The sequence below is a fragment of the Streptomyces sp. NPDC053431 genome, assembly GCF_044544925.1.
Lineage (GTDB): Bacteria > Actinomycetota > Actinomycetes > Streptomycetales > Streptomycetaceae > Streptomyces.
In genome coordinates this window covers 13,623-34,377 of record NZ_JBITXX010000012.1, presented here as the reverse complement: position 1 = coordinate 34,377, position 20,755 = coordinate 13,623, and the positions used below count along the sequence as shown (strand labels likewise).

The 20,755-nt window shown below is 71.4% G+C and carries 20 protein-coding genes and 1 pseudogene; 3 read left to right on the top strand and 18 right to left on the bottom strand.

Annotation, left to right across the window (positions count from 1 at the left end):
• Positions 1–2: 2 nt before the first annotated feature.
• Together ACIGXE_RS25400 and ACIGXE_RS25395 are read left to right on the top strand one after the other, a co-directional pair.
• Positions 3–920 (top strand): annotated as a pseudogene (locus ACIGXE_RS25400) (ADP-ribosylglycohydrolase family protein); the annotation flags it as partial.
• A 21-nt stretch (positions 921–941) separates the two neighbouring features.
• Entirely contained in the window at positions 942–1,316 is a 375-nt protein-coding gene (locus ACIGXE_RS25395; RefSeq protein WP_399751381.1) for a DUF6193 family natural product biosynthesis protein, read from the top strand.
• A gap of 144 nt (positions 1,317–1,460) precedes the next feature.
• Here the strand turns inward: ACIGXE_RS25395 and ACIGXE_RS25390 are convergent, their stop codons facing one another.
• From ACIGXE_RS25390 to ACIGXE_RS25330, 13 genes are all read right to left on the bottom strand, one after another.
• Positions 1,461–2,855 (bottom strand): cytochrome P450, encoded by a 1,395-nt coding sequence (locus ACIGXE_RS25390; RefSeq protein WP_399751144.1) that lies wholly within the window; start codon positions 2,853–2,855, stop codon positions 1,461–1,463.
• Between the two features lie 182 nt (positions 2,856–3,037).
• Positions 3,038–5,866: a DEAD/DEAH box helicase gene (locus tag ACIGXE_RS25385; RefSeq protein WP_399751142.1), complete on the bottom strand. Its 2,829-nt coding sequence runs from the start codon at positions 5,864–5,866 to the stop codon at positions 3,038–3,040.
• A 44-nt stretch (positions 5,867–5,910) separates the two neighbouring features.
• Complete coding sequence (locus ACIGXE_RS25380) at positions 5,911–6,894, bottom strand: diacylglycerol kinase (RefSeq protein WP_399751140.1); 984 nt, start codon at positions 6,892–6,894, stop codon at positions 5,911–5,913.
• A 43-nt stretch (positions 6,895–6,937) separates the two neighbouring features.
• Positions 6,938–7,837, bottom strand: coding sequence for a twin-arginine translocase subunit TatC (tatC, locus tag ACIGXE_RS25375; RefSeq protein ID WP_399751380.1), 900 nt, complete (start codon positions 7,835–7,837; stop codon positions 6,938–6,940).
• Between the two features lie 104 nt (positions 7,838–7,941).
• On the bottom strand, positions 7,942–8,226 hold the full coding sequence (gene tatA, locus ACIGXE_RS25370; protein ID WP_399751138.1) for a Sec-independent protein translocase subunit TatA: 285 nt from the start codon (positions 8,224–8,226) through the stop codon (positions 7,942–7,944).
• Between the two features lie 186 nt (positions 8,227–8,412).
• A complete protein-coding gene (locus ACIGXE_RS25365; protein ID WP_399751136.1) occupies positions 8,413–8,610 on the bottom strand; it encodes a hypothetical protein in 198 nt (65 codons plus the stop codon).
• Positions 8,611–8,644: 34 nt separating this feature from the next.
• On the bottom strand, positions 8,645–8,890 hold the full coding sequence (locus tag ACIGXE_RS25360; protein ID WP_376638238.1) for a hypothetical protein: 246 nt from the start codon (positions 8,888–8,890) through the stop codon (positions 8,645–8,647).
• Between the two features lie 174 nt (positions 8,891–9,064).
• Positions 9,065–10,015 carry a helix-turn-helix transcriptional regulator gene (locus ACIGXE_RS25355; protein WP_399751134.1) on the bottom strand — a complete coding sequence of 317 codons (951 nt, stop codon included), beginning with the start codon at positions 10,013–10,015 and terminating at the stop codon, positions 9,065–9,067.
• Positions 10,016–10,032: 17 nt separating this feature from the next.
• The gene (locus ACIGXE_RS25350; protein WP_399751132.1) at positions 10,033–10,989 is read right to left on the bottom strand and encodes a helix-turn-helix transcriptional regulator; all 957 of its coding nucleotides are present in this window, start codon (positions 10,987–10,989) and stop codon (positions 10,033–10,035) included.
• Between the two features lie 143 nt (positions 10,990–11,132).
• Positions 11,133–11,513: an FKBP-type peptidyl-prolyl cis-trans isomerase gene (locus ACIGXE_RS25345; RefSeq protein WP_399751130.1), complete on the bottom strand. Its 381-nt coding sequence runs from the start codon at positions 11,511–11,513 to the stop codon at positions 11,133–11,135.
• A gap of 62 nt (positions 11,514–11,575) precedes the next feature.
• Positions 11,576–12,514: an FKBP-type peptidyl-prolyl cis-trans isomerase gene (locus ACIGXE_RS25340; protein WP_399751128.1), complete on the bottom strand. Its 939-nt coding sequence runs from the start codon at positions 12,512–12,514 to the stop codon at positions 11,576–11,578.
• A 128-nt stretch (positions 12,515–12,642) separates the two neighbouring features.
• Positions 12,643–14,004 carry a Pup--protein ligase gene (gene pafA, locus ACIGXE_RS25335; protein ID WP_391112927.1) on the bottom strand — a complete coding sequence of 454 codons (1,362 nt, stop codon included), beginning with the start codon at positions 14,002–14,004 and terminating at the stop codon, positions 12,643–12,645.
• 9 nt (positions 14,005–14,013) lie between these two features.
• A complete protein-coding gene (locus tag ACIGXE_RS25330; protein ID WP_399751126.1) occupies positions 14,014–15,348 on the bottom strand; it encodes an MFS transporter in 1,335 nt (444 codons plus the stop codon).
• 64 nt (positions 15,349–15,412) lie between these two features.
• Here ACIGXE_RS25330 and ACIGXE_RS25325 point away from each other — a divergent pair, with 64 nt between their 5' ends.
• Entirely contained in the window at positions 15,413–16,501 is a 1,089-nt protein-coding gene (locus ACIGXE_RS25325) for a LacI family DNA-binding transcriptional regulator (protein ID WP_399751123.1), read from the top strand.
• Between the two features lie 81 nt (positions 16,502–16,582).
• On the opposite strand, the gene prcA is transcribed toward ACIGXE_RS25325, so the two are convergent.
• From prcA to dop, 5 genes are all read right to left on the bottom strand, one after another.
• Positions 16,583–17,335, bottom strand: coding sequence for a proteasome subunit alpha (gene prcA, locus ACIGXE_RS25320; RefSeq protein WP_399751121.1), 753 nt, complete (start codon positions 17,333–17,335; stop codon positions 16,583–16,585).
• 62 nt (positions 17,336–17,397) lie between these two features.
• Positions 17,398–18,237: a proteasome subunit beta gene (gene prcB, locus ACIGXE_RS25315; RefSeq protein WP_399751119.1), complete on the bottom strand. Its 840-nt coding sequence runs from the start codon at positions 18,235–18,237 to the stop codon at positions 17,398–17,400.
• On the bottom strand, positions 18,218–18,421 hold the full coding sequence (locus tag ACIGXE_RS25310) for an endonuclease VII domain-containing protein (RefSeq protein ID WP_399751117.1): 204 nt from the start codon (positions 18,419–18,421) through the stop codon (positions 18,218–18,220). Before ACIGXE_RS25310 ends, prcB begins: the two co-directional genes overlap by 20 nt.
• Positions 18,422–18,822: 401 nt before the next feature.
• Complete coding sequence (locus ACIGXE_RS25305) at positions 18,823–19,035, bottom strand: ubiquitin-like protein Pup (RefSeq protein ID WP_175439096.1); 213 nt, start codon at positions 19,033–19,035, stop codon at positions 18,823–18,825.
• A gap of 176 nt (positions 19,036–19,211) precedes the next feature.
• Complete coding sequence (dop, locus tag ACIGXE_RS25300; protein ID WP_399751114.1) at positions 19,212–20,723, bottom strand: depupylase/deamidase Dop; 1,512 nt, start codon at positions 20,721–20,723, stop codon at positions 19,212–19,214.
• Positions 20,724–20,755 lie beyond the last annotated feature (32 nt).

Here is a 20,755-nt window from a genome sequence, read left to right as displayed (position 1 = left end):
GGATGCGATACGAAGACCGCGCCATAGGGGCCGTGCTGGGATCCGCCGTCGGGGACGCGCTCGGGGCGCCGTTCGAGTTCGGGTTGCCGGGAGTGTTCCGGGAGCGGTTCGCGGACGGGGACGGCGAGATGTGCGGGGGTGGCGGGTGGGACCCGGGTGAGGCGACGGACGACACGCAGATGGCCGTTCTCGTCGGGGAGTCGCTCCTCGAACGCGGCGGGCTCGATCTGCCCGACGTCTTCGCCCGGTTCCGGCGCTGGGCCGCGGCCGGGCCCAAGGACATCGGGCTGACGACCGAGGCCGTGCTGCTGGGCGGCGATCCCTGGGACCTCGCCGCCGGTCTGCACTTCCAGGTCAACGGCCGCGGCGCGGGCAACGGTTCGCTGATGCGGGCCGCCACCTCCGCCGTCCACTTCGCCTCCGCCGGACGGGCCGGCACCATGACCGCGGCCCGGCGGATCGCCGCCCTCACCCACGGGGACGCCGCCGCCTGGGAGGGCACGGCGGTGCTCCACGAGCTCGTACGCGTCGCACTGCTCGGCGAGGACCCGCTCGCCGCTGTCCCCGCCGCCCTGGGTGAAGTGGCGCCGCCGCAGCGGGAGCGGTGGGCCACCGTCCTCGCGCCGGACTGGCGGCCCGAGGACGCCACCGAGTTCAACGGGGCCGTCTGGCCCTGCCTCGGCTCCGCTCTGTGGGCGCTGCGCACCACCTCCTCCTTCGAGGCGGCCCTCGCCGCCGCGATCGACCTCGGCGGCGACACCGACACCGTCGCCGCCGTCACGGGCATCCTCGCCGGCGCCGTGTACGGCTCCGCCGCCATCCCGGACCGCTGGACGAGCGCCCTGCACGTGCCGCTGCCCGGCTCCGGCGACCGGGTGCTGCGAGCGGACGACCTGCGCCGGCTCGCACGCTCGCTGGCGCGGTCGAGCGAGGACGCCGTCGTGGAGGGCTGGCGAGCGGTCCGCGCCGACGGACGGGTACGTCCCGAACTCCTCGCCGCCGCCCGGGCCCAGCCCCGCCTCCGCCGCCTGTTCCCCTGGACCGGCATGGGTGAGCTGCACTTCAGCCGGTGCACCGAGAAGCGCTGGACCTGGGACCTCCCCTACATCGCGCCCGCCCAGGGCGGCGGCTACCGGGTGCTCGGCCCCTCGCGTGCGCAGAGCGTGGGTCCGGCCGACACCCCCGAGCAGGCCGTCGCCATGGTCCTCGATCACCTTCCGCCCGACTGCGGGGCCGCCTTCCTCGGCACCCCGGGCGAACTCGCCGCGCAGGAGGCGGTCCTGGGCCCCGCCGATACCCCGCCGGCGGGCGGCTAGGGCCACCAAGTCAGCGCCCGCCGCGGCCTTACCCGCCCCGCTGCCCAGCCGCCCTCGCCCGCTGCCCGGTTGCCGCAGCTGCCTCCCAGCCACCACCCGGCCGCCCCTCGGCCGTCCCCAGGTGCCTCGCTCCCGGTCGGCCCGCTACCGTGCGCGCACCGTCGCCAGGACGTCCCGGTCCGGCTGCAGGGTCAGGCCCGGGACCGGGCGTATCTCCTCCGGGTCGAGGTCGAGGCGGAAGCGCCGGGCCACGACCGCCAGGATGAGGACCGCCTCGACCATGGCGAAGCGGGTGCCCAGGCACACCCGGGGGCCGCCGCCGAAGGGATACCAGGCGTACTCCGGTATCTCCTCGGTCTCCCCCTCCGTCCCGCCGTCCTTCGCCGACAGCCAGCGCTCCGGGCGGAACTCCAGCGGGTCCCGGTACCAGCGCCCGTCCCGGTGGGTCGCCCACTGGCTGCTCCAGACCCGCGTGCCGGGCGGGACCGGGGCGCCGCCGAGGGTGGCGCCCTCCTTGGCTATGCCGGTGAGCAGCCAGATCGTCGGATAGAGGCGGAGGGTCTCCTTCACGACGGCCTGGGTGTAGGCGAGTTCGGCGTAGTCGTCGAAGCCGGGGTCTCGGTCGCCGAGCACCCTGTCGAGCTCCGCACCCAGGGCGTCGGCGACGCGGGGGTTGCGGGAGAGGAGGTACCAAGCCCAGACGAGCGTGGAGCTGGTGGTCTCGTGCCCGCCGATGTAGAGCGTGACGGTCTCGTCGCGGATCTCGCGGTCGGAGAGGTGCGTACCGGTCTCGTCCTGGGCGGCGAGGAGCCGGCTGAGCAGGTCGGGCCGCTCGCCGTCGCCGTCGCGGTGCCGGGCGACGACCCGGGACACCTCGGCGTCGATGACGGCCGTGGCCCGCTTGATGCGGGCCCGTCCCGGCGTGGGGAGCCAGTCGGGAAGGATCGCGCCGATGCCGCTGAACTCGGCGCCGATCTCGTGCTGAGCGACGTCCATCGCGCGGCCGATGGCCTCGGCGTCGGCGGCGGTGTCGACTCCGAAGATGGTGCGGACGGCGATGAGTTGGGTGAGGGCGGCCATCTCCTTCTTGACGTCGACCCGGTCGCCGTCGGTCCATCGCTCCGCGAGGTCGACCGCGCACTCGGCCATCGTGGCGGCGTAGGACTTGACCTGCCGGGGGCGGACCGAGGGCTGGACCAGGGAGCGCTTGCGCCGCCAGTCGGCGCCCTTGGAGACCACGACGCCGTCGCCCAGCAGGGTGCGGAAGGCGATGCCGAGGTCGGGCTGGTCGAAGGTCCGCTCCACCTCGGTGAGGAGCTCGCCGATGGTCTCGGGGTGGGCGATGAAGAGCGCGGGGGTGCGGCCGAAGCGCCAGCGGACGAAGTCCCCGCGCTCACGCAGCCGTTCGAAGAAGGCGAGCGGGTCCTTGCCGAACTCCGGCAGGTTCCCCAGCCCCGGGACGCCGCGAGGTCCCGGTACGGTCTTCCGTCCGTCCGCCGTCGTGGTGGCGACGGCGGACGGACCGGCTTGCGTGGTCACGTGCGTTTCCTTCCGCAGGAGGTGCGTGGTGATGGCCCCGGTGCCCCAAGTACTCGTTCTGCTGTACGAGTTCATGGAAGCGGAAGGAACCGACACTCCGCCACCCCTGTGGAAAACCCCCTGTGGACAAAGCCCCCGAGGGCGGCGCGTCGGCCTGCGGGGCCCGCGCCGCCCCTCGGGCGTCAGCCCACCGAGCTGTAGGCCACGACGCCCCTCAGCAGCGCGTCCACCGCCTTGCGGGCGTTCTTCGCGACGGTGCTGTTCTCCCGGGGCGCGGCGGCCGCGATCTGGCCGAGGACGTCGATGACCTGCTTGCACCAGCGCACGAAGTCGCCGGCCGGCATCTCCGCCTCGCGCAGCACCTCGTCGAGCCCCTTGTCGGAGGCCCACTGGTAGGCGGCCCAGGCGAAGCCGAGGTCCGGCTCACGCTGCCCCACGCCTTCCGTCTGGTGGAGCTTGAACTCCTCCTCCAGGGCGTCGAGCCGGCCCCAGATCCGCACCATCTCGCCCATCGCGGCCTTGGCGCGGCCCGTGGGCAGCTTCGGCGCGACGGCGTCGTCGGACTGCCGCGCCTCGAAGACGAGCGCCGAGACGCAGGCGGCCAGTTCGGCCGGGTTCAGCCCCTCCCACACGCCTTCCCGCAGGCATTCGCTGGCGAGCAGGTCGAGCTCGCCGTAGAGCCGGGCGAGCCGCTTGCCGTTGTCGGTGACGTCGTTGCCGCGCAGGTAGTCGAGCTCGGTGAGGAGCGCGACGATCCGGTCGAAGGTGCGGGCGATGGTGTTCGTCCGGCCCTCGATGCGCCGCTCCAGCTGCTTGGTGTCGCGCTGCAGGCGGTGGTAGCGCTCGGCCCAGCGGGCGTGGTCCTCGCGCTCGTCGCAGCCGTGGCAGGGGTGGGCCCGGATCTCGGTGCGCAGCCGGGCGATGTCGCGGTCGTCGGCGGCCGCCGAGCGCTGCTTGCGGTGCCGCTCCGGGTTGATGTGCCCGGCCTTGCTGCGCAGCGCGGAGGCGAGGTCGCGGCGGGACTGCGGGGACTTCGGATTGAAGGACCGCGGGATCCGCATCCGCTCCAGCGGTTCGACCGGGACCGGGAAGTCGATGGAGGCGAGCCGCTTGACCTGCCGCTCGGCGGTGAGCACCAGCGGGCGCGGCCCGTCGTGGTACTCGAAGCCGCGGTGGCCGTTGGTGCGCCCGGCCGGGACGCCCGGGTCGAGGACAAGGGCGAGACCGGCGAACTTGCCCGTCGGCACGTGGATGACGTCGCCGGGCTTGAGCCGCTCCAGGGAGGCGGCGGCCTGGGCACGCCGCTGGGCGGCGCCCTGCCGGGCCAGCTCGGTCTCGCGGTCCTTGAGCTCGCGGCGGAGCCGCGCGTACTCCTCGAAGTCGCCGAGATGGCAGGTCATGCCCTCGCGGTAGCCCTGCAGGCCCTCCTCGTTCCGCTGGACCTGGCGGGAGATCCCGACGACCGAGCGGTCGGCCTGGAACTGGGCGAAGGAGGTCTCCAGGAGCTCGCGCGAGCGGTGCCGGCCGAACTGGTCGACGAGGTTGACCGCCATGTTGTACGAGGGCTTGAAGCTGGAACGCAGCGGATACGTGCGCGTGCCCGCGAGTCCGGCCAGGTGACCGGGGTCCATGCCGCGCTGCCACAGGACGACGGCGTGTCCCTCGACGTCGATGCTGCGGCGGCCGGCGCGGCCGGTGAGCTGGGTGTACTCGCCGGGGGTGATGTCGGCGTGCTGCTCGCCGTTCCACTTGACGAGCTTCTCCAGGACCACCGACCGGGCCGGCATGTTGATGCCGAGGGCGAGGGTCTCGGTGGCGAAGACGGCCTTGACGAGGCCGCGGACGAAGAGCTCCTCGACGACCTCCTTGAAGGTCGGCAGCATGCCGGCGTGGTGGGCGGCGATGCCCCGCTCCAGGCCTTCGAGCCACTCGTAGTAGCCGAGGACGTGCAGGTCCTCGGTGGGGATCGCGGCGGTGCGCTCCTCGACGATCTCGCGGACGCGGCGGCGCCCCTCGTCGTCGTTGAGCCGGAGGCCGGCGTAGAGGCACTGCTGGACGGCGGACTCGCAGCCGGCGCGGCTGAAGATGAAGGTGATGGCGGGCAGTAGACCCTCGGCGTCGAGCCGCTCGATGACCTCGGGCCGTCCCGGGGTCCAGATCCGGGAGCGCTGGCGGCGCTCGCGCTCGCGGTCTGCCTCGCGGACCATCTTGCCGCGGCGCCGGTCGCGCGGGTTGTACGTGCGCGTGTTCTCGGTGCGGGCGAGGCGCAGCAGGTCGGGGTTGACCTCGCGGCGGGAGGCGGCGCGGCCGCCGTGGTCGGTCTCCTCCTCGAAGAGGTCGTACATCCGGCGGCCGGCCAGGACGTGCTGCCAGAGCGGCACGGGCCGGCTCTCGGAGACGATGACCTCGGTGTCGCCGCGGACGGTGTCCAGCCAGTCGCCGAACTCCTCGGCGTTCGACACGGTCGCGGAGAGCGACACCAGGGTCACGGACTCGGGGAGGTGGATGATCACTTCCTCCCAGACCGCGCCGCGGAAGCGGTCGGAGAGGTAGTGCACCTCGTCCATGACGACGTAGCCGAGGCCGGAGAGCGCCTGGGACCCCGCGTACAGCATGTTGCGGAGGACCTCGGTGGTCATGACGACGACGGGGGCGTCGCCGTTGACGCTGTTGTCGCCGGTGAGCAGGCCGACCTTGTCGTTGCCGTACCGCTTGACGAGGTCGGCGTACTTCTGGTTGGAGAGCGCCTTGATGGGCGTGGTGTAGAAGCACTTGCGGCCCTGCTGGAGGGCGAGGTGGACGGCGAACTCGCCGACGATCGTCTTGCCGGAGCCCGTGGGCGCGGCGACGAGCACGCCCTTGCCCGCTTCGAGGGCCTGGCATGCCTCGATCTGGAAGGGGTCCAGACCGAAGTCGTACATCTCGCGGAAGGGGGCCAGCGCGGTGGCCTGCTCCGCGTTGCGGGCGCGGGCAGCGGCGTACGCTTCGGCTGGTGTGAGGTCCTCTGTCATCTTGTTCTCGAGCCTACCCGCCACCTCTGACAGTGACGCGATCTTTATCGAGGCGCCTGGAGCGACGTCTGCGGGGCGAGCACCCGGAGTGCGCCGGGCACGCTGCGGACGGTGAGCGGCAGCGGGCCGAGCGGCTCGCCGTCGGCGTAGCCGGTGATGCCGGGCGCTTCGATCGTGAGGGAGCGGGCCCGGTGGACGGTGACCTTGGGGTGGTCGAGGTGGGTGCCCCGGTAGACCCTCGGGAAGACCCTGAGCAGCTCGGTGCGGGAGCAGGCGCCGACGACGGTGACGTCGAGCAGTCCGTCGTCGAGGCGGGCGCCGGCGCAGATCCGCATCCCGCCGCCGTACGAGGTGCCGTTGCCGACGGCGACGAGGGTGGCCTCGATCCTGGTCTCGGCGCCGTCGTCGAGGGTGAGCCGGTACGGGATGGGCCGGAGGGCGGCGAGCTCGGAGAGGAGCGCGAGGTCGTACGTGAAGCGTCCGGCGCGCAGGCGCATCCGGTTGCCGCGGTCGTTGACGCGCGAGTCGAAGCCGGAGGCGAGCACGGTCCCGAACCAGCGCGCCCCGCCCCTGCCCGCCTCCGTGCCGCCCGCCTCGACCCGCCCGAGGTCGATGAGCCTTCCCCCGCCCTCGCTGAGCGCCTCGGCCGCGGTCCGGCCGGCCGCCGCCGGGTCGCGCAGGGGCAGCCCTAGGCAGCGCGCGAAGTCGTTTCCCGTACCGACGGGGATCACGCCGAGCGGGGTCCCGGTGCCGGCGACGGCCTGGAGGGCGAGCGAGACCATGCCGTCGCCGCCGATGGCGACGAGGGCCCCGGTGCCGTCCTCGACGGCCTCGCGGGCGCACCGCAGGGCGTCGTCGGCGCCGTGGCCGCGGACGGTACGGACGGAGAACCCGGCGTCCTGGAAAGCACGAGCGGCCGGCAGCGCGGCGTGCGCGTCCTGGAAAGCACGAGCGGCCGGCAGCGCGGCGTGCGCGCCCCGGCCGCGTCCCGCGGTGGGATTGACGAAGAGGGTGATCTCGCTGGTCATGACGGTCCCCCCGGGACAAGGTCGGCGGGGGGACCCTACAAGATCAGGTGATGTCGTCGTAACCGTTGAGACGGTGCGACCTGTCGTCCGCCTCTCCGGTGGCCTGCTCGGGCAGGGCCCGGGCGGCACTGACGGTCTCGACCGGCCCGACGGACTCGGGGGTGAGGTCGAGGTGCGACGCCTCGTCGTCGGCCAGCTCGGCGTCCGGGTTCCGGCGCCGGCGCCGCTTGTCGTTGAGGAGCGCGAAGCCGACGGCGGCCAGGTAGAGGATGGTGATCGGTCCGGCCAGGGCGAGCATGCCGACGGGGTCGGTGGTGGGGGTGATCACGGCGCCGAAGACGAAGACGCCCATGATCACGCCGCGCCACCAGCGGGCCATCCGCCGGCCGCTGAGGACGCCGGTGAGGTTCAGCATCACCAGGACGAGCGGGAGCTCGAAGGCGAGGCCGAAGACGAGCACCATGCGCAGGGTGAAGTCGAGGACGTCACCCAGCGAGAGGATGTTGGCGGAGCCGTCGGGCGTGAGGCTGATGAGCACCTTCACGCTGACGGGAAGAATGAGGTACGCGAGGTAGGCGCCGGCCGCGAAGAGCGGGACCGCGGCGCCGACGAAGGCGTACGTGTACTTCTTCTCGTGCTTGTGCAGTCCGGGCGCGATGAAGGCCCAGAGCTGGTACAGCCAGACCGGGCTCGCGACGACCAGACCCGTCGTCAGGGACAGCTGGATGGTCGTGCTGAAGGGCGCCATCAGCGTGTTGAAGGAGACGATGGCGCAGTTGCCGCCGTCGCTCGTGACACCGGGCTCGCACTTGGGCACCGACTTCGTCAGGAACACCATCAGCTGCTCGCTGTACACGAGGGCCACGACGGTCACCGCGGCGATGGCCAGGAGGCCCTTCGCGAGGCGGTTGCGAAGTTCACGCAGGTGCTCCACGAGGGGCATCCGGCCCTCGGGATCCTTCTCCTGCTTGCGGGCAGACTTGAGCAACCCACGTCCTCATCTCGTGCGGCGGCCGCCGCCCTGTGCGGCGGCCGCGGCGGACCGGGTCAGCGCTTGGGGGTGTCGGTGGGCTCGGTCACGGGGCGCGAGCTGGTCACGTCGCCCGGGGCGGCCTGGATGGTGCGCGGCGCGGCCTGCTCCTGCTGGCCGGCGTGCGGCGGGTCGGCGGGCGCGCTCTGCTGGTCGTCGGCCTTCATCGCCTTGGCCTCGCTCTTGAGGATGCGGGCGGACTTGCCCAGCGAACGGGCCATGTCCGGGAGCTTCTTGGCGCCGAACAGCAGGATGATCACGACGAGGATCAGAATGATCTCGGTGGGGCCGAGCCTACCCATAGCTGTTTACCTTCTTCACCGAGGCGACATTGGAGTGCGTGCCCGGCGGGTCGGACATGCGTCCGGCCACCGCGCTTGCAGCGATCGTAACCCGCAGGAGTAAACGGGCGGCAATGGCCGTGCATACGCACGATTTCCTCCCGCACGCCCGCGCCGTCCGGCCTCCTCGCAGCGTACGGCACGAATTCAGCGCAGCGTCTCGCCCGTTCGCGCCAGGTCGACGGCGGCTCGTTCGAGCTCCTCGGCGGCCTGGTTGATGCGCTGTGTGGTGTGGGCCACTTGACGGCCGAGGCGCTGGGCCTCCAGGAAGACCTTGATGCCGAGGACTCCGAGGACGGCGATGCCGAGGAAGCCGAGGGCGATGGCGAGCATGGGCCAGAACATGTGCCGAGCCTAGACGTTGCCGGGGGTGCGGCCGTCAGCCGGTGGTGTGCAGCCGCAGGGTGCGGACCCCGCCGCCGGTGAGGAGCTCCACGATCCGCTCCCCCGCGGGCTTGCGGACGGCGCTGCCGCACTCGGGGCAGGTGAAGGAGTAGAAGGTGGTGCGCCGGCTGGCTCCGATGGCGAGCCGGAGGGCGCCCGCGGAGAGTTCGAAGCGGGAGCGGCAGTCGGGGCAGGCGGCCTTGAAGTGGACCGGGGCGACCGACGCCGTCAGACCGGGCATCACGGACATTTCCCTCAACTCTCCCCACTGCGGTTCGGGTACGTCACCGGGAACGGCGTCCGGTCCACCCGGAACGTCATGTTCCCCCCTGCTGCACCGCCGCCCGGCCTCCCGGGCGACGCCGCTCGGGCCCTCGTCGGCGCGCGCCGCCCGGCCCTCGTCGGCGTGCGCCGCTCAGCCCTCGTAGGCGGCCAGGGCCGCGGTCGCGGCGTCCCGTGCGCTGTCCGCGAGCTCCTGCGGGGCGACGATCCGTCCGTCACTGCCGAGCCGCAGCGCGAGCCGCCGCAGCGAGGCGGGCGCCGGGGTGCGCAGCGTGATCCGCAGGCCCCCGTCCGGCAGCTCGTCCGCCCGGTCGTGCGGGTAGTACTCGGCGACCCAGCGGCCGCCGGGCCCGACCTCCACCACGACCTCCGGGTCCTCGGCGGAGGGCTGCACGAGCCCCTCCGACAGGTCCCGCAGCTCGATCTCCGGCGGCGCCGCGGGCGCGTCGAGGATCCGGATCTCGGCGACCCGGTCGAGCCGGAAGGTGCGGCGCGCCTCGGAGAGCCGGCACCACGCCTCCATGTACGTGTGCCCCACGGCGAACAGCCGGATCGGGTCCACCTCGCGCTCGGTGAGCTCGTCCCGGGCCGGCGAGTAGTAGCGCAGCCACAGCCGCCGGCGCTCGGAGATCGCCCGGTCGACCTCGGCGAAGACGCCGCCCTCGGACTCGAAGGTCACCGACAGGCGGGAGCTGGCCCCGGCCGCCTCGCCGGCCGCCGCCTCCAGCTTGGCGGTCGCGCGCAGCAGCGCCTCGCGGTCGCTCTCGCGCAGTCCCGGCAGGGTCGCCACGGCGCGCGCCGCCACCAGCAGGGCGGTGGCCTCGTCGGCGGCGAGCCGCAGCGGCGCCGCGACGTCGTCCGGGTTGTGCCACCAGATCCGGTCGCCGTCGGTGTCGATGTCGAGCAGGTCGCCGCCGCGGAAGCTGGTGCCGCACATCGGCAGCACGTCGAGGTCCGAGATCAGCTCGTCCTCGGTGATCCCGAAGGCACGGGCCACGTCGGCGACGTGCGCGCCCGGGCGCTCGCGGAGGTAGGTGACGAGGGAGAGCATCCGCCTCGTCTGGTCGATGGCGTTGGCAGCCATGGTCGTTCCTCTCCCCCTCAGCCCTTGGCCACGGCGCGCAGCCGCTCCACGACGTCGGCCCGCAGGTCGGCGGGCTCGAGCACGACCACGTCGGGGCCGAACTCCACGAGCCAGGCGTCCAGGCCGTGCCCGTACGGGATCTCCAGCTCGTCCCAGCCGTCGGCGCCCTCGGTCACGGACTGGGCGCGCGAGCGCAGCGGATAGCCGCAGCCCGCCCGCAGCCGGATCCGGGCCGAGCGGGTGGCGGTCTCGCCGGCCCAGCTCTCGACGGTCTCCCGGACGGTGACGACATCGGGCACGGGCGCGGTGAAGGCGCCGGCCCGGGAGCGCACCTTGCCGGTGATACGGGACAGCCGGAAGACCCGCTCGGCGCCGCGGTCCCGGTCCCAGCCCGCCAGGTACCAGTGGCCGCGCCAGCACTCCAGGGTCCACGGCTCGACGTGCCGGGTCTCGGGGCGGGCGGCGTTGGCCTTGCGGTAGTCGAAGACGACCGGCCGTCGGTCGCGGCAGGCCAGCATCAGCGGCTCGAAGGCGGTCTCGTGCACCGGGATGCGCGGTTCCAGGGCGCTGTGCGGCGCGTCGTACGAGTCCTCCGCCTCCGGCATCCCGGCGGCGCGCAGCTTCTGCAGGGCGCCGCTCGCGGCCCCGGCGAGGCGGGCCTGCTGCCAGACCTTCGCGGCCAGACCGAGGGCGGCGGCCTCCTCGGCGTCCAGGGTGATCGGCGGCAGACGGTTGGAGTCGCGGCGGGCGAGGTAGCCGGTCTCGCCGTCGAGGTTCTCGACGGTCTCGATGACGAGGCCGAGCTCGCGAAGATCGTCCTTGTCGCGCTCGAACATGCGGTTGAAGGCGTCCTCGCCGGTGGCCTCCATATAGGCCTCGATGGAGCCGCGGAGCTCTCGCTTGCTCAGCGGACGGCGGGTTCCGAGCAGGCACAGCGCAAGATTCATCAGCCGCTCGGCCTTGGCAATCGCCATCGACGCCCCGCACCCTCTTCTGCCGGATTGACTTCGTGAGACGTCCGACCGTACCGCCCCGGGGTGTCCGGACAAAAGCCGGGACCAAGGCCGAGGGCCCCCGCCGGAGAGGCGGGGGCCCTCGGGACCGCGAACGGCTCGGGTCAGCGCTTGGTGACGCCCATCAGGTCGCAGACGAAGATCAGGGTCTCGCCCGGCTTGATCTTGTCACCGGCACCCTGGTCGCCGTAGGCGAGGTGCGCGGGAATGACCAGCTGACGGCGACCGCCGACCTGCATGCCCTGGACGCCCCTGTCCCAGCCCGGGATGACCATGCCGACACCGAGCTGGAAGCTCAGCGGCGCGCCGCGGTTCCAGGAGGCGTCGAACTCCTCGCCGGAGTCGAAGGACACACCCACGTAGTGGACCTGGACCATGTCGCCGGCCTCGGCGACCGCGCCGTCGCCCTTCCAGATGTCCTTGATCTCCAGGTCGGCCGGCGGCTCGCCGCCCGGGAAGTCGACCTCGGGCTTCTCGATGCTCACTGCAGTGCGCTCCTCAAAAACTATGAACCGCCCAGACGATGGTCTGCGCGACCAGGACAGTCTTACACCTTCGCCAGGATGTCGACGGAGAACACGAGGGTCGAGTTCTTCGGAATGCCCTGCTGCTCCTTGTCGCCGAAGGCCTCGGACGGCGGGGCGACGATCAGGACGCGGCTGCCGACCTTCTTGCCGACGAGACCGTCCTTGAGACCCTTCAGGGTCAGCTGGCTGAGCGGGAAGTTGGCCGGCTTGCCGGTGGTGTAGGTCGAGTCGAAGACCTTGCCGTCCTTCCACAGGGCGGCGACGTAGTTCACGACGACGGTGTCGGTGGCCGCTACGACCTCGCCCTTGGACTCCAGGATGTAGTTGGAGACCAGCTTGGCCGGCGGGTCGACCTTGGGAACGGTCAGCGAGGGCTGCTTGCCGTCGGTGTTGGTGCCGACCTTCGGCAGGTCCTTGTTCTCCTGGGCGACCGGAGTGCCCTCGGCGGACTTCGGAATGGTGACGGCCTTCAGGATGTCGACCACGAACACCAGGGTGGCGTTGGCCTTGATGTCGCCCTGGCCCTGCGCGCCGTAACCGAGCGCCGGCGGGATGCCGATCTCGACGCGGCTGCCGACCTTCTGGCCCTCCAGGCCCTTCTCCCAGCCCTGGATGACCTGACCCTCGCCGAGGGTCACCGAGAAGGGCTGCTTCCGGTCGAAGCTGTTGTCGAAGGGGGTGGTCTCGTCCCACTCCTGACCCAGGTAGTTCACCGAGAGGGCGTCGCCCTTCTTGGTGACCGCGCCGTCGCCCTCGCTGATGACGTTGACCTTGAGGTCCTTCGGCGGGTCGCCCACGCCCTTCGAGAGGGTCGGCTTCTCCCCGAACTTCTCGCCTGCGGTGATGGCGGGAAGACCGTTCTTCATCGAACCGGAATCGGAGCCCTTGTCGTCGCTGCCACAGGCCGCTGTGGTGAGCAGCAGCAGCGGGACGACGAGCAGGCCGGCAAGTCGGCGCACTAGTTCCTCAGATCTCAGACGGCACAGTAGTTGTCCGGACACTCTAGGGGACCGACACCGTGACGCCGTCGGCCCCGCACGTGAAACGTGCGGGGCCGACCTGCCGTTCTGTGCCGCCGCGCCGGTTCCTACATTCCGGCGATCAGCTTTTCCACCCGGTCGTCGACCGAGCGGAACGGGTCCTTGCACAACACCGTGCGCTGCGCCTGGTCGTTGAGCTTGAGGTGGACCCAGTCGACCGTGAAGTCCCGGCGCTGCTCCTGGGCGCGGCGGATGAAGTCGCCGCGGAGCCGGGCCCGGGTGGTCTGCGGAGGCACGGACTTGCCCTCGAAGATCTTCACGTCGTTGCACACCCGGGCCGCCTGGCCGTTCTTCTGGAGCAGGTAGTACAGACCGCGGCGGCGGTGGATGTCGTGGTACGCGAGGTCTATCTGGGCGACCCGCGGGTGCGACATGGTCATGTTGTGCTTGGCCCGGTACCGCTCGATGAGCTTGTACTTCATGACCCAGTCGATCTCGGTCTCGATGCGGTCGAGCTGCTCCTCCTCGATGGCGTCGAGGGTGCGGCCCCACAGTTCGAGGACCTGGGCGACGGTGCCGCTGCGGATGCCCCGGCGGTCGACGAAGTCGGCGGCCTTCTCGTAGTACTCCCGCTGGACCTCCAGGGCGGAGGCCTCGCGGCCGCTGGCGAGGCGGACCTTGCGCTGGCCGGTGATGTCGTGGCTGACCTCGCGGATGGCCCGGATCGGGTTCTCCAGGGTGAGGTCGCGCATCACGGTGCCCGCCTCGATCATGCGCAGCACGAGGTCGGTGGCACCGACCTTGAGGAGCATGGTCGTCTCGGACATGTTGGAGTCGCCGACGATGACGTGGAGCCGACGGTAGCGCTCGGCGTCCGCGTGCGGCTCGTCGCGGGTGTTGATGATGGGGCGGGAGCGGGTCGTGGCCGAGCTGACGCCCTCCCAGATGTGCTCGGCCCGCTGGGAGACGCAGTAGACGGCGCCGCGCGGGGTCTGCAGCACCTTTCCGGCGCCGCAGATGAGCTGGCGGGTGACGAGGAAGGGAATCAGGATGTCCGCGAGCCGGGAGAACTCACCGTGGCGGGCCACCAGATAGTTCTCGTGGCAACCGTAGGAGTTTCCGGCGGAGTCGGTGTTGTTCTTGAAGAGATAGACGTCGCCCGCGATTCCCTCCTCGTGCAGGCGGCGTTCCGCGTCGACGAGCAGTCCTTCGAGAATGCGCTCGCCCGCCTTGTCGTGGGTGACCAGTTCGACCACGTTGTCACATTCGGGAGTTGCGTATTCCGGATGCGAACCCACGTCCAGGTACAGGCGGGCGCCGTTCCGCAGGAAGACATTGCTGCTGCGGCCCCATGACACGACACGGCGGAAGAGGTAGCGCGCCACTTCGTCAGGAGACAGTCGGCGCTGTCCCCTGAACGTGCACGTGACGCCGTACTCGTTCTCCAGCCCGAAAATGCGGCGGTCCATGTCTGAACATTACGCCTGAAGCCCTGTGCTGAAACCGGGTTCGACGGCCCCGTTTCGATCATTTTCCGATGAGTGCGGGTTCTTTTCGGTCCGCCCGGCACCGGGCCCTGGGGTTTCGGTGCCCCCGCTGACGGCGTGTCGCACCCGCGGCGCGGGCGGGGCGAGGACCCGGCCGGTGCCGAGCAGCACCAGGAAGGCGACGAAGCCGCCGACGCCGGCCACGGCGAAACCGGCGGGGGTCCCGGTGAGTTCGACGGCCGGGCCGGAGACGGCGGAACCGAGGGCGGCGCCGACGCCGAAGGTGGTGACCAGCCAGGAGAAGGCCTCGGTGACCGTGCCGCTGGGGGCGTGGCGGTCGACGACGATGAAGGCGCAGGCGATGGCGGGGGCCAGGAACACGCCGGAGAGGGCCGCGAGGGCCGTCATGGCGGCCGGACCGGGCACCAGCAGCAGCGGCAGGTAGCCGAGCGCGAGCAGCAGCACCAGGACGCGCAGGCGCCGCTCCGGCGCACCGGCCCACTGGCGGGCCCCGTAGGCGACGCCGCCGACGAGGGCGCCCAGGCCGAGGGCGGCCATCAGCCAGCCGTAGACGGCCTCGTTGCCCCGGTCGTCGGCGTAGGCGACGGCGGCCACGGTGATGGAGCCGAGGGCGAGACCGACGAAGAAGAACGAGGCGAGCAGGGCGAGCAGCCCGGGCGAGCGCAGCGCACCGAGCCAGTGGGCCTCCCGGGGCTCCGAGCGCCAGGTCCGGGAGGGCTGGGAGACGACCACGGAGAGGGCGCCCAGCACCCCGAGCACGTTGATGACGACGAGCGCCGCGGCGGGCGACCGGAGCGAGACGAGCAGGGTCAGCAGCAGCGGCCCGACCGTGAACATGACCTCCTGGGCGACCGCGTCCAGGGCGTACGCGCGGTGCACCCGGTCCTCGCGGCCGAGCACGCTCGGCCACAGGGCGCGCAGGCCGCCCTCGAGGGGCGGGGTGAAGAGGCCGGCGACCAGGACGGCCGCGTAGGCGAGGAGGAGGTTCCCGATGCCGGTGACGGCCAGGGCGGCCATGCCGAGCGCGGAGATCACGGCGGCGGGGAGCTGGACCCGGGGCTGGCCCTTGAGGTCGACGGCGCGGCCGAGCAGGGGCTGGCCGACGGCGGTGGCCAGGCCGTACACGGCGATGAGGCCGCCCGCGAGGCTGTAGCTGCCGCCCTCGGCGCGGGTGAAGACCGTGATGGCGACGGGCCCGGTGCCGTTCGGGAGGCGACCGACCAGGGTGCCGGTCAACAGGCGCGCGGCATGGGGCGCGCGCAGAATGTCCAGATAGCCGCCCTTGGGCGTGGCCCCGCCGGCCATGTCGTCTCCCCTCCCGGGGCATGCGCCCGAGGTTTTACGTATAACTCCTTGCGTCATACGTACCATGACCCCAGCGCGCCGGTCCACCCCGTGCGCCGGAACGGTCCTGCAGCACACCGCCGCGGAGGTACGAGTGCCCCACCCGGAACCCATCGGCGGAAGCCGCCCCACCAGCCGCGACGTCGCAAGCGCGGCCGGGGTCTCCCAGGCCACGGTCTCCCTCGTCCTCGGCGACAAATGGCGCGGCCGGGTCTCCGAACGCACCGCCGCAGCCGTACGCCAGGCCGCCACCGACCTCGGCTACCGCCCCAACCTCGCCGCCCGCAACCTCCGCCTCGGCCGCACCCGGACGGCACTCCTCGTCGTCCCCGCCCTCACCAACGAATTCTTCGCCCGCGTCTACACCGGCGCCGCCACCGTCGCCGCCCGCCACGGCTTCGGCGTCGTGCTCTACCCCTCCCCCGACGGCGTCGGCCCCGCCCGGGACCCCTTCGCCTCCGCCCGGGCCGCCCTCGACGGCGTCATCGCCTCCTCCATGGCCTCCGACGCCCTCAAGGCCTTCCGCGGCACCGACCTGCCCCTCGTCATGCTCGACAGCGACCCGTCCGACACCGGCGCCGCCGCCCACGTCAACCTCGACATCGCCGACGGCATGCGCCAGGTCACCGGCCACCTCCTCGCCCTCGGCCACCGGCGCTTCCTGCACCTCGCCTCGGCCGTACCGTCCTGGACCTTCGACGTCCGGGCCGCCGCCCTCGCCGACGCCCTGCGCGAAACCGACGTCACGACCGTACGAGCCCCCCTCGACGTCCAGAGCGCCCGCGAAGCCACCGAGCAGGCCCTCACCGGCCCCGGCCCCCGCCCCACCGCCATCGTCTGCGACGACGACATCCTGGCCGCCGGCGCCTGCAAGGCCGCACGACGCCTCGGCCTCCGGATCCCCGAGGACCTCTCCGTCACCGGCTTCGACGACCTCGCCCTCGCCACCGCCGTCGAACCCGAGCTCACCACCGTCGGACTGCCCGCCGAACGCATCGGCGAACGAGGCATGACCGCCCTGCTCGCCGTCCTCGACGGCCGCGAGCCCGACCACGGCGACCTCCCCGTCACCCTGGTCCCCCGCGCCTCCTCGGGCCCCGCACCGACCGTCTGACGCCCCCACGACGACAAGGGCCCCGGAACCACGCGAACGTGGTCCCGGGGCCCTCCGCCGTAGCTGCGGCCCGCCCTCGGCCTACTCCTCGGCGGCCTCGTCCGACGGATCGTCCGTCTTGGCCACCGCCGCGTCGTCGGCCTCCAGCAGCCGCTTCAGCTGCCGGCCCACGATCCGCTTGAACTTCCGCTGCTGCGGACGCGTACGGTCCAGGACCGCCACCTCCAGCCGCTCCGCGGGGATCTCCCGCTCGGTGCCGTTGGTGTCCCGCGACAGCGCCTGCACGGCCAGCTTCAGCGCCTCGGCCAACGACATCCCGTCACGATGCCGCTGGTCCAGGAAGGAACTGATCTGCTCGGCGTTGCCACCGACCGCCACCGAGCCGTGCTCGTCGACGATCGAGCCGTCATGCGGCAGCCGGTAGATCTGGTCACCCTCGGGCTCCGCACCCACCTCCGCGACGACCAGCTCCACCTCGTACGGCTTCTCACCCGCGCTGGAGAAGATCGTGCCCAGCGTCTGGGCGTACACGTTCGCCAGACCACGGGCCGTGACGTCGTCACGGTCGTAGGTGTAACCCCGCAGGTCGGCGTAGCGCACCCCGCCGATCCGCAGGTTCTCGTACTCGTTGTACTTGCCGGCCGCGGCGAAGCCGATCCGGTCGTAGATCTCGCTGAACTTGTGCAGCGCACGCGACGGGTTCTCGCCGACGAAGACGATGCCGTCGGCGTACTGGAGGACGACCAGGCTGCGGCCGCGGGCGATGCCCTTGCGGGCGTACTCGGCCCGGTCGGCCATGGCCTGCTGAGGTGAGACATAGAACGGCGTGGACACCGGCTACCGTCCCTTTCTTCCGGTCTGAAAGGCTCTGAAGGGCTTCAACGGTCGACGAGCGGTCACAGCAGGGCGGCACGCGGCCCGTCGGGCTGCTCCAGACGCCGCTCCGTGATCGACCGGGCCAGCTCGGAGGACTCCGCCTCGGTGAGCCGGCGGAAGCCCTCGTCGGTGATGACGGTGACGATCGGGAAGATCCGCCGCGCCAGGTCCGGGCCGCCGGTCGCCGAGTCGTCGTCCGCCGCGTCGTACAGCGCCTGGACGACCAGCGTGGTGGCCTGCTGCTCGGTCAGGTCGTCCCGGTAGAGCTTCTTCATCGACCCGCGCGCGAAGATCGAGCCCGAGCCCGTGGCGGCGTACCCGTGCTCCTCGGAGCGGCCGCCGGTGACGTCGTACGAGAAGATCCGGCCCTTCTCCTTGCCCTCGTCCCAGCCCGCGAAGAGCGGGACGACGGCGAGGCCCTGCATGGCCATGCCGAGGTTGCTGCGGATCATCGTGGACAGGCGGTTGGCCTTGCCCTCCAGGGAGAGCGTCGCGCCCTCCACCTTCTCGAAGTGCTCCAGCTCCAGCTGGAACAGCTTCACCATCTCCACGGCCAGACCGGCGGTGCCGGCGATGCCCACCGCGGAGTACTCGTCGGCCGGGAACACCTTCTCGATGTCCCGCTGGGCGATCATGTTCCCCATGGTCGCCCGCCGGTCACCGGCGAGCACGACCCCGCCGGGAAACGTCGCGGCGACGATGGTCGTGCCGTGCGGCGCCTCGACGATCCCCTCGGGGAGCTTCCGGTTGCCCGGGAGCATCTCCGGCGAGTGGTCGGCGAGGAAGTCCATGAAGGAGGACGAGCCCGGCGTCAGGAAGGCTGCTGGGAGACGCCCGATGCTACGAGTGTTGGCTTCCACGCGATCCCTCCAGGTATGCGACGGCCCGACGTATGCGGTCGGGATCGTCTCCCAACTTGCCGATGGCCGAATTACAGTTGAAGCACAGTACGCCACGGACCCTACCCGTCCCGTGGCAGTGATCCACATGCACGGCGGGAGCCGCGGGACAGATCGCGCAAAGACCCCTCTGAGAGGCGATCATCTCGTCGCGCTCGCCTGCGGTGATTCCGTACCGGCGCTTGAGATGACCTGCTCGCCCTTGGGACTTCTTGCATCTCTTGCAGCAGGTGGCGAGGCCGTCCGACGCAGTGGCGTTGCGATGCGGTCGCTGTGCGGCTTGATCTCGCCGCACTGTCGGCAGAGCTTGTGCCCTGCCGGCACGTCCGCCTTGCTTCGGACGACCTTGCCCGTGGCCGTCTGTCTCGCCCGGAAACGTTCGGCCCCATAAGCGGCGACGCATTCCCGGCACCGCGGCTGCAATCCGTCCGCGCGATTACCGTCCCGCGCGAATCCGGTCAGCGGGACGTCCCGCCTACAGCCACGGCAGTGCTTGACAGCCTCCGACATACCCCCACCCCTGCGCTTTCACCTTCGAATCGAAGGCTACTGGCCGCCTTTTTGTACGAAGCTTCGGACGAAGTCCTCCGCATTCTCCTCGAGCACATCGTCGATTTCGTCCAGTACCGAGTCGACGTCGTCGCTCAGCTTCTCCTGGCGTTCCTTGAGGTCGGAGCTCGCCTCCGCCGTGGTCTCCTCGACCTCCTCGGTGGAACGCGTCGCCTTCTGCTGTCCGCCGCCGGTGTCCTTGGTCGCCATAAACCTCACCCCGCTCGAATCGGCCCGCTCGTGTGGGTCTCTACAAGATCCGACCCTACAAGCCGGGACTGACATCGGCCCCGCATTTCTCCAACGTCCGGGCACTGCTTCCATGATTCCCAGTCCCCGGGCATTTCAGCCGTGCCCGGGAACGGGTCGTCGAATCCCGGCGTCTTTCAGCCGCCGGAAAGGACGCGCACGAGTTCCTCCGCCGTCCTGCAGCGGTCCAGGAGCTCCTTCACGTGGTTCCGGGTGCCCCGGAGGGGTTCCAGGGTCGGAACGCGCTGGAGGGAGTCCCGGCCGGGCAGGTCGAAGATGACCGAGTCCCAGGAGGCGGCGGCCACGTCGTCCGCGTACTGCTCCAGGCAGCGGCCGCGGAAATAGGCCCTGGTGTCCTCCGGAGGGCTCGTCTCGGCCCGTTCGACCGTCGGCTCGTCCAGGAGGCGCTTCATGCGTCCCCGGGCCACCAGGCGGTTGTACAGGCCCTTCTCGGGGCGCACGTCCGCGTACTGGAGGTCGACCAGGTGCAGCCGGGCGGCGTCCCAGTCCAGGCCGTCGCGCCGGCGGTAGCCCTCCATGAGCTCCCGCTTGGCGATCCAGTCCAGTTCGCCGGCCAGGCTCATGGGGTCGTTCTCCAGCCGGTTGAGCGTGTCCTCCCAGCGGACCAGGACGTCCTTGGTCTGTTCGTCGGCGTCCGCCCCGTAGCGCTCCTCCACGTACTTCCTGGCCAGCTCGAAGTACTCCATCTGGAGCTGCACCGCGGTGAGTGTCCGGCCGCTGCGCAGCGTGATCAGGTACTGGAGGGACGGGTCGTGGGAGACGTGGTGGAGGGTGCGGACGGGCTGGTCGACGGCGAGGTCGACGGTGATGAAGGCGTCCTCGATCATCGAGAGGACGAGGGAGGTCGTGCCCAGCTTGAGGTAGGTGGAGATCTCGGAGAGGTTGGCGTCTCCGATGATCACGTGCAGCCGTCGGTACTTCTCGGCGTCCGCGTGCGGCTCGTCGCGGGTGTTGATGATGGGGCGCTTGAGGGTGGTCTCGAGGCCGACCTCGACCTCGAAGTAGTCGGCGCGCTGGCTGATCTGGAAGCCGTGTTCCCGTCCGTCCTGGCCGATGCCGACGCGGCCGGCGCCGGTGACGACCTGGCGGGAGACGAAGAAGGGCGTCAGGTGGCGCACGATGTCCGAGAAGGGGGTCTCCCGCTTCATCAGGTAGTTCTCGTGGGTGCCGTAGGACGCGCCCTTGTTGTCGGTGTTGTTCTTGTACAGGTGGATGGGCTGGGCGCCGGGGAGCTGGGCGGCCCGTTCGGCGGCCTCGGCCATGATCCGTTCGCCGGCCTTGTCCCAGAGGACGGCGTCGCGGGGGTTGGTGACCTCGGGGGCGCTGTACTCGGGGTGGGCGTGGTCCACGTAGAGCCGGGCGCCGTTGGTCAGGATGACGTTGGCGAGGCCGATGTCCTCGTCGGTGAGCTGGCTGGAGTCGGCGGCCTCGCGGGCGAGGTCGAAGCCGCGGGCGTCCCGCAGCGGGTTCTCCTCCTCGAAGTCCCAGCGGGCGCGGCGCGCCCGGTGCATCGCCGCCGCGTAGGCGTTGACGATCTGGGACGAGGTGAGCATGGCATTGGCGTTGGGGTGCCCCGGGACGGAGATCCCGTACTCCGTCTCGATGCCCATTACTCGCCGTACGGTCATGCGGCCCTCCTTGCCCGGCGCCGCTCCCCGCA

Excerpts from the sequence above, each read along its gene's own strand:
- ACIGXE_RS25385 (WP_399751142.1), bottom strand. The coding sequence starts at position 5,866 with ATGACAGAGGACCTCACACCAGCCGAAGCGTACGCCGCTGCCCGCGCC.
- ACIGXE_RS25380 (WP_399751140.1), bottom strand. The coding sequence starts at position 6,894 with ATGACCAGCGAGATCACCCTCTTCGTCAATCCCACCGCGGGACGCGGC.
- tatC (WP_399751380.1), bottom strand. The coding sequence starts at position 7,837 with ATGCCCCTCGTGGAGCACCTGCGTGAACTTCGCAACCGCCTCGCGAAG.
- tatA (WP_399751138.1), bottom strand. The coding sequence starts at position 8,226 with ATGGGTAGGCTCGGCCCCACCGAGATCATTCTGATCCTCGTCGTGATC.
- ACIGXE_RS25365 (WP_399751136.1), bottom strand. The coding sequence starts at position 8,610 with ATGTTCTGGCCCATGCTCGCCATCGCCCTCGGCTTCCTCGGCATCGCC.
- ACIGXE_RS25360 (WP_376638238.1), bottom strand. The coding sequence starts at position 8,890 with ATGCCCGGTCTGACGGCGTCGGTCGCCCCGGTCCACTTCAAGGCCGCC.
- ACIGXE_RS25355 (WP_399751134.1), bottom strand. The coding sequence starts at position 10,015 with ATGGCTGCCAACGCCATCGACCAGACGAGGCGGATGCTCTCCCTCGTC.
- ACIGXE_RS25350 (WP_399751132.1), bottom strand. The coding sequence starts at position 10,989 with ATGGCGATTGCCAAGGCCGAGCGGCTGATGAATCTTGCGCTGTGCCTG.
- pafA (WP_391112927.1), bottom strand. The coding sequence starts at position 14,004 with ATGGACCGCCGCATTTTCGGGCTGGAGAACGAGTACGGCGTCACGTGC.
- ACIGXE_RS25330 (WP_399751126.1), bottom strand. The coding sequence starts at position 15,348 with ATGGCCGGCGGGGCCACGCCCAAGGGCGGCTATCTGGACATTCTGCGC.
- ACIGXE_RS25325 (WP_399751123.1), top strand. The coding sequence starts at position 15,413 with ATGACCCCAGCGCGCCGGTCCACCCCGTGCGCCGGAACGGTCCTGCAG.
- ACIGXE_RS25310 (WP_399751117.1), bottom strand. The coding sequence starts at position 18,421 with ATGATCGCCTCTCAGAGGGGTCTTTGCGCGATCTGTCCCGCGGCTCCC.
- ACIGXE_RS25305 (WP_175439096.1), bottom strand. The coding sequence starts at position 19,035 with ATGGCGACCAAGGACACCGGCGGCGGACAGCAGAAGGCGACGCGTTCC.
- dop (WP_399751114.1), bottom strand. The coding sequence starts at position 20,723 with ATGACCGTACGGCGAGTAATGGGCATCGAGACGGAGTACGGGATCTCC.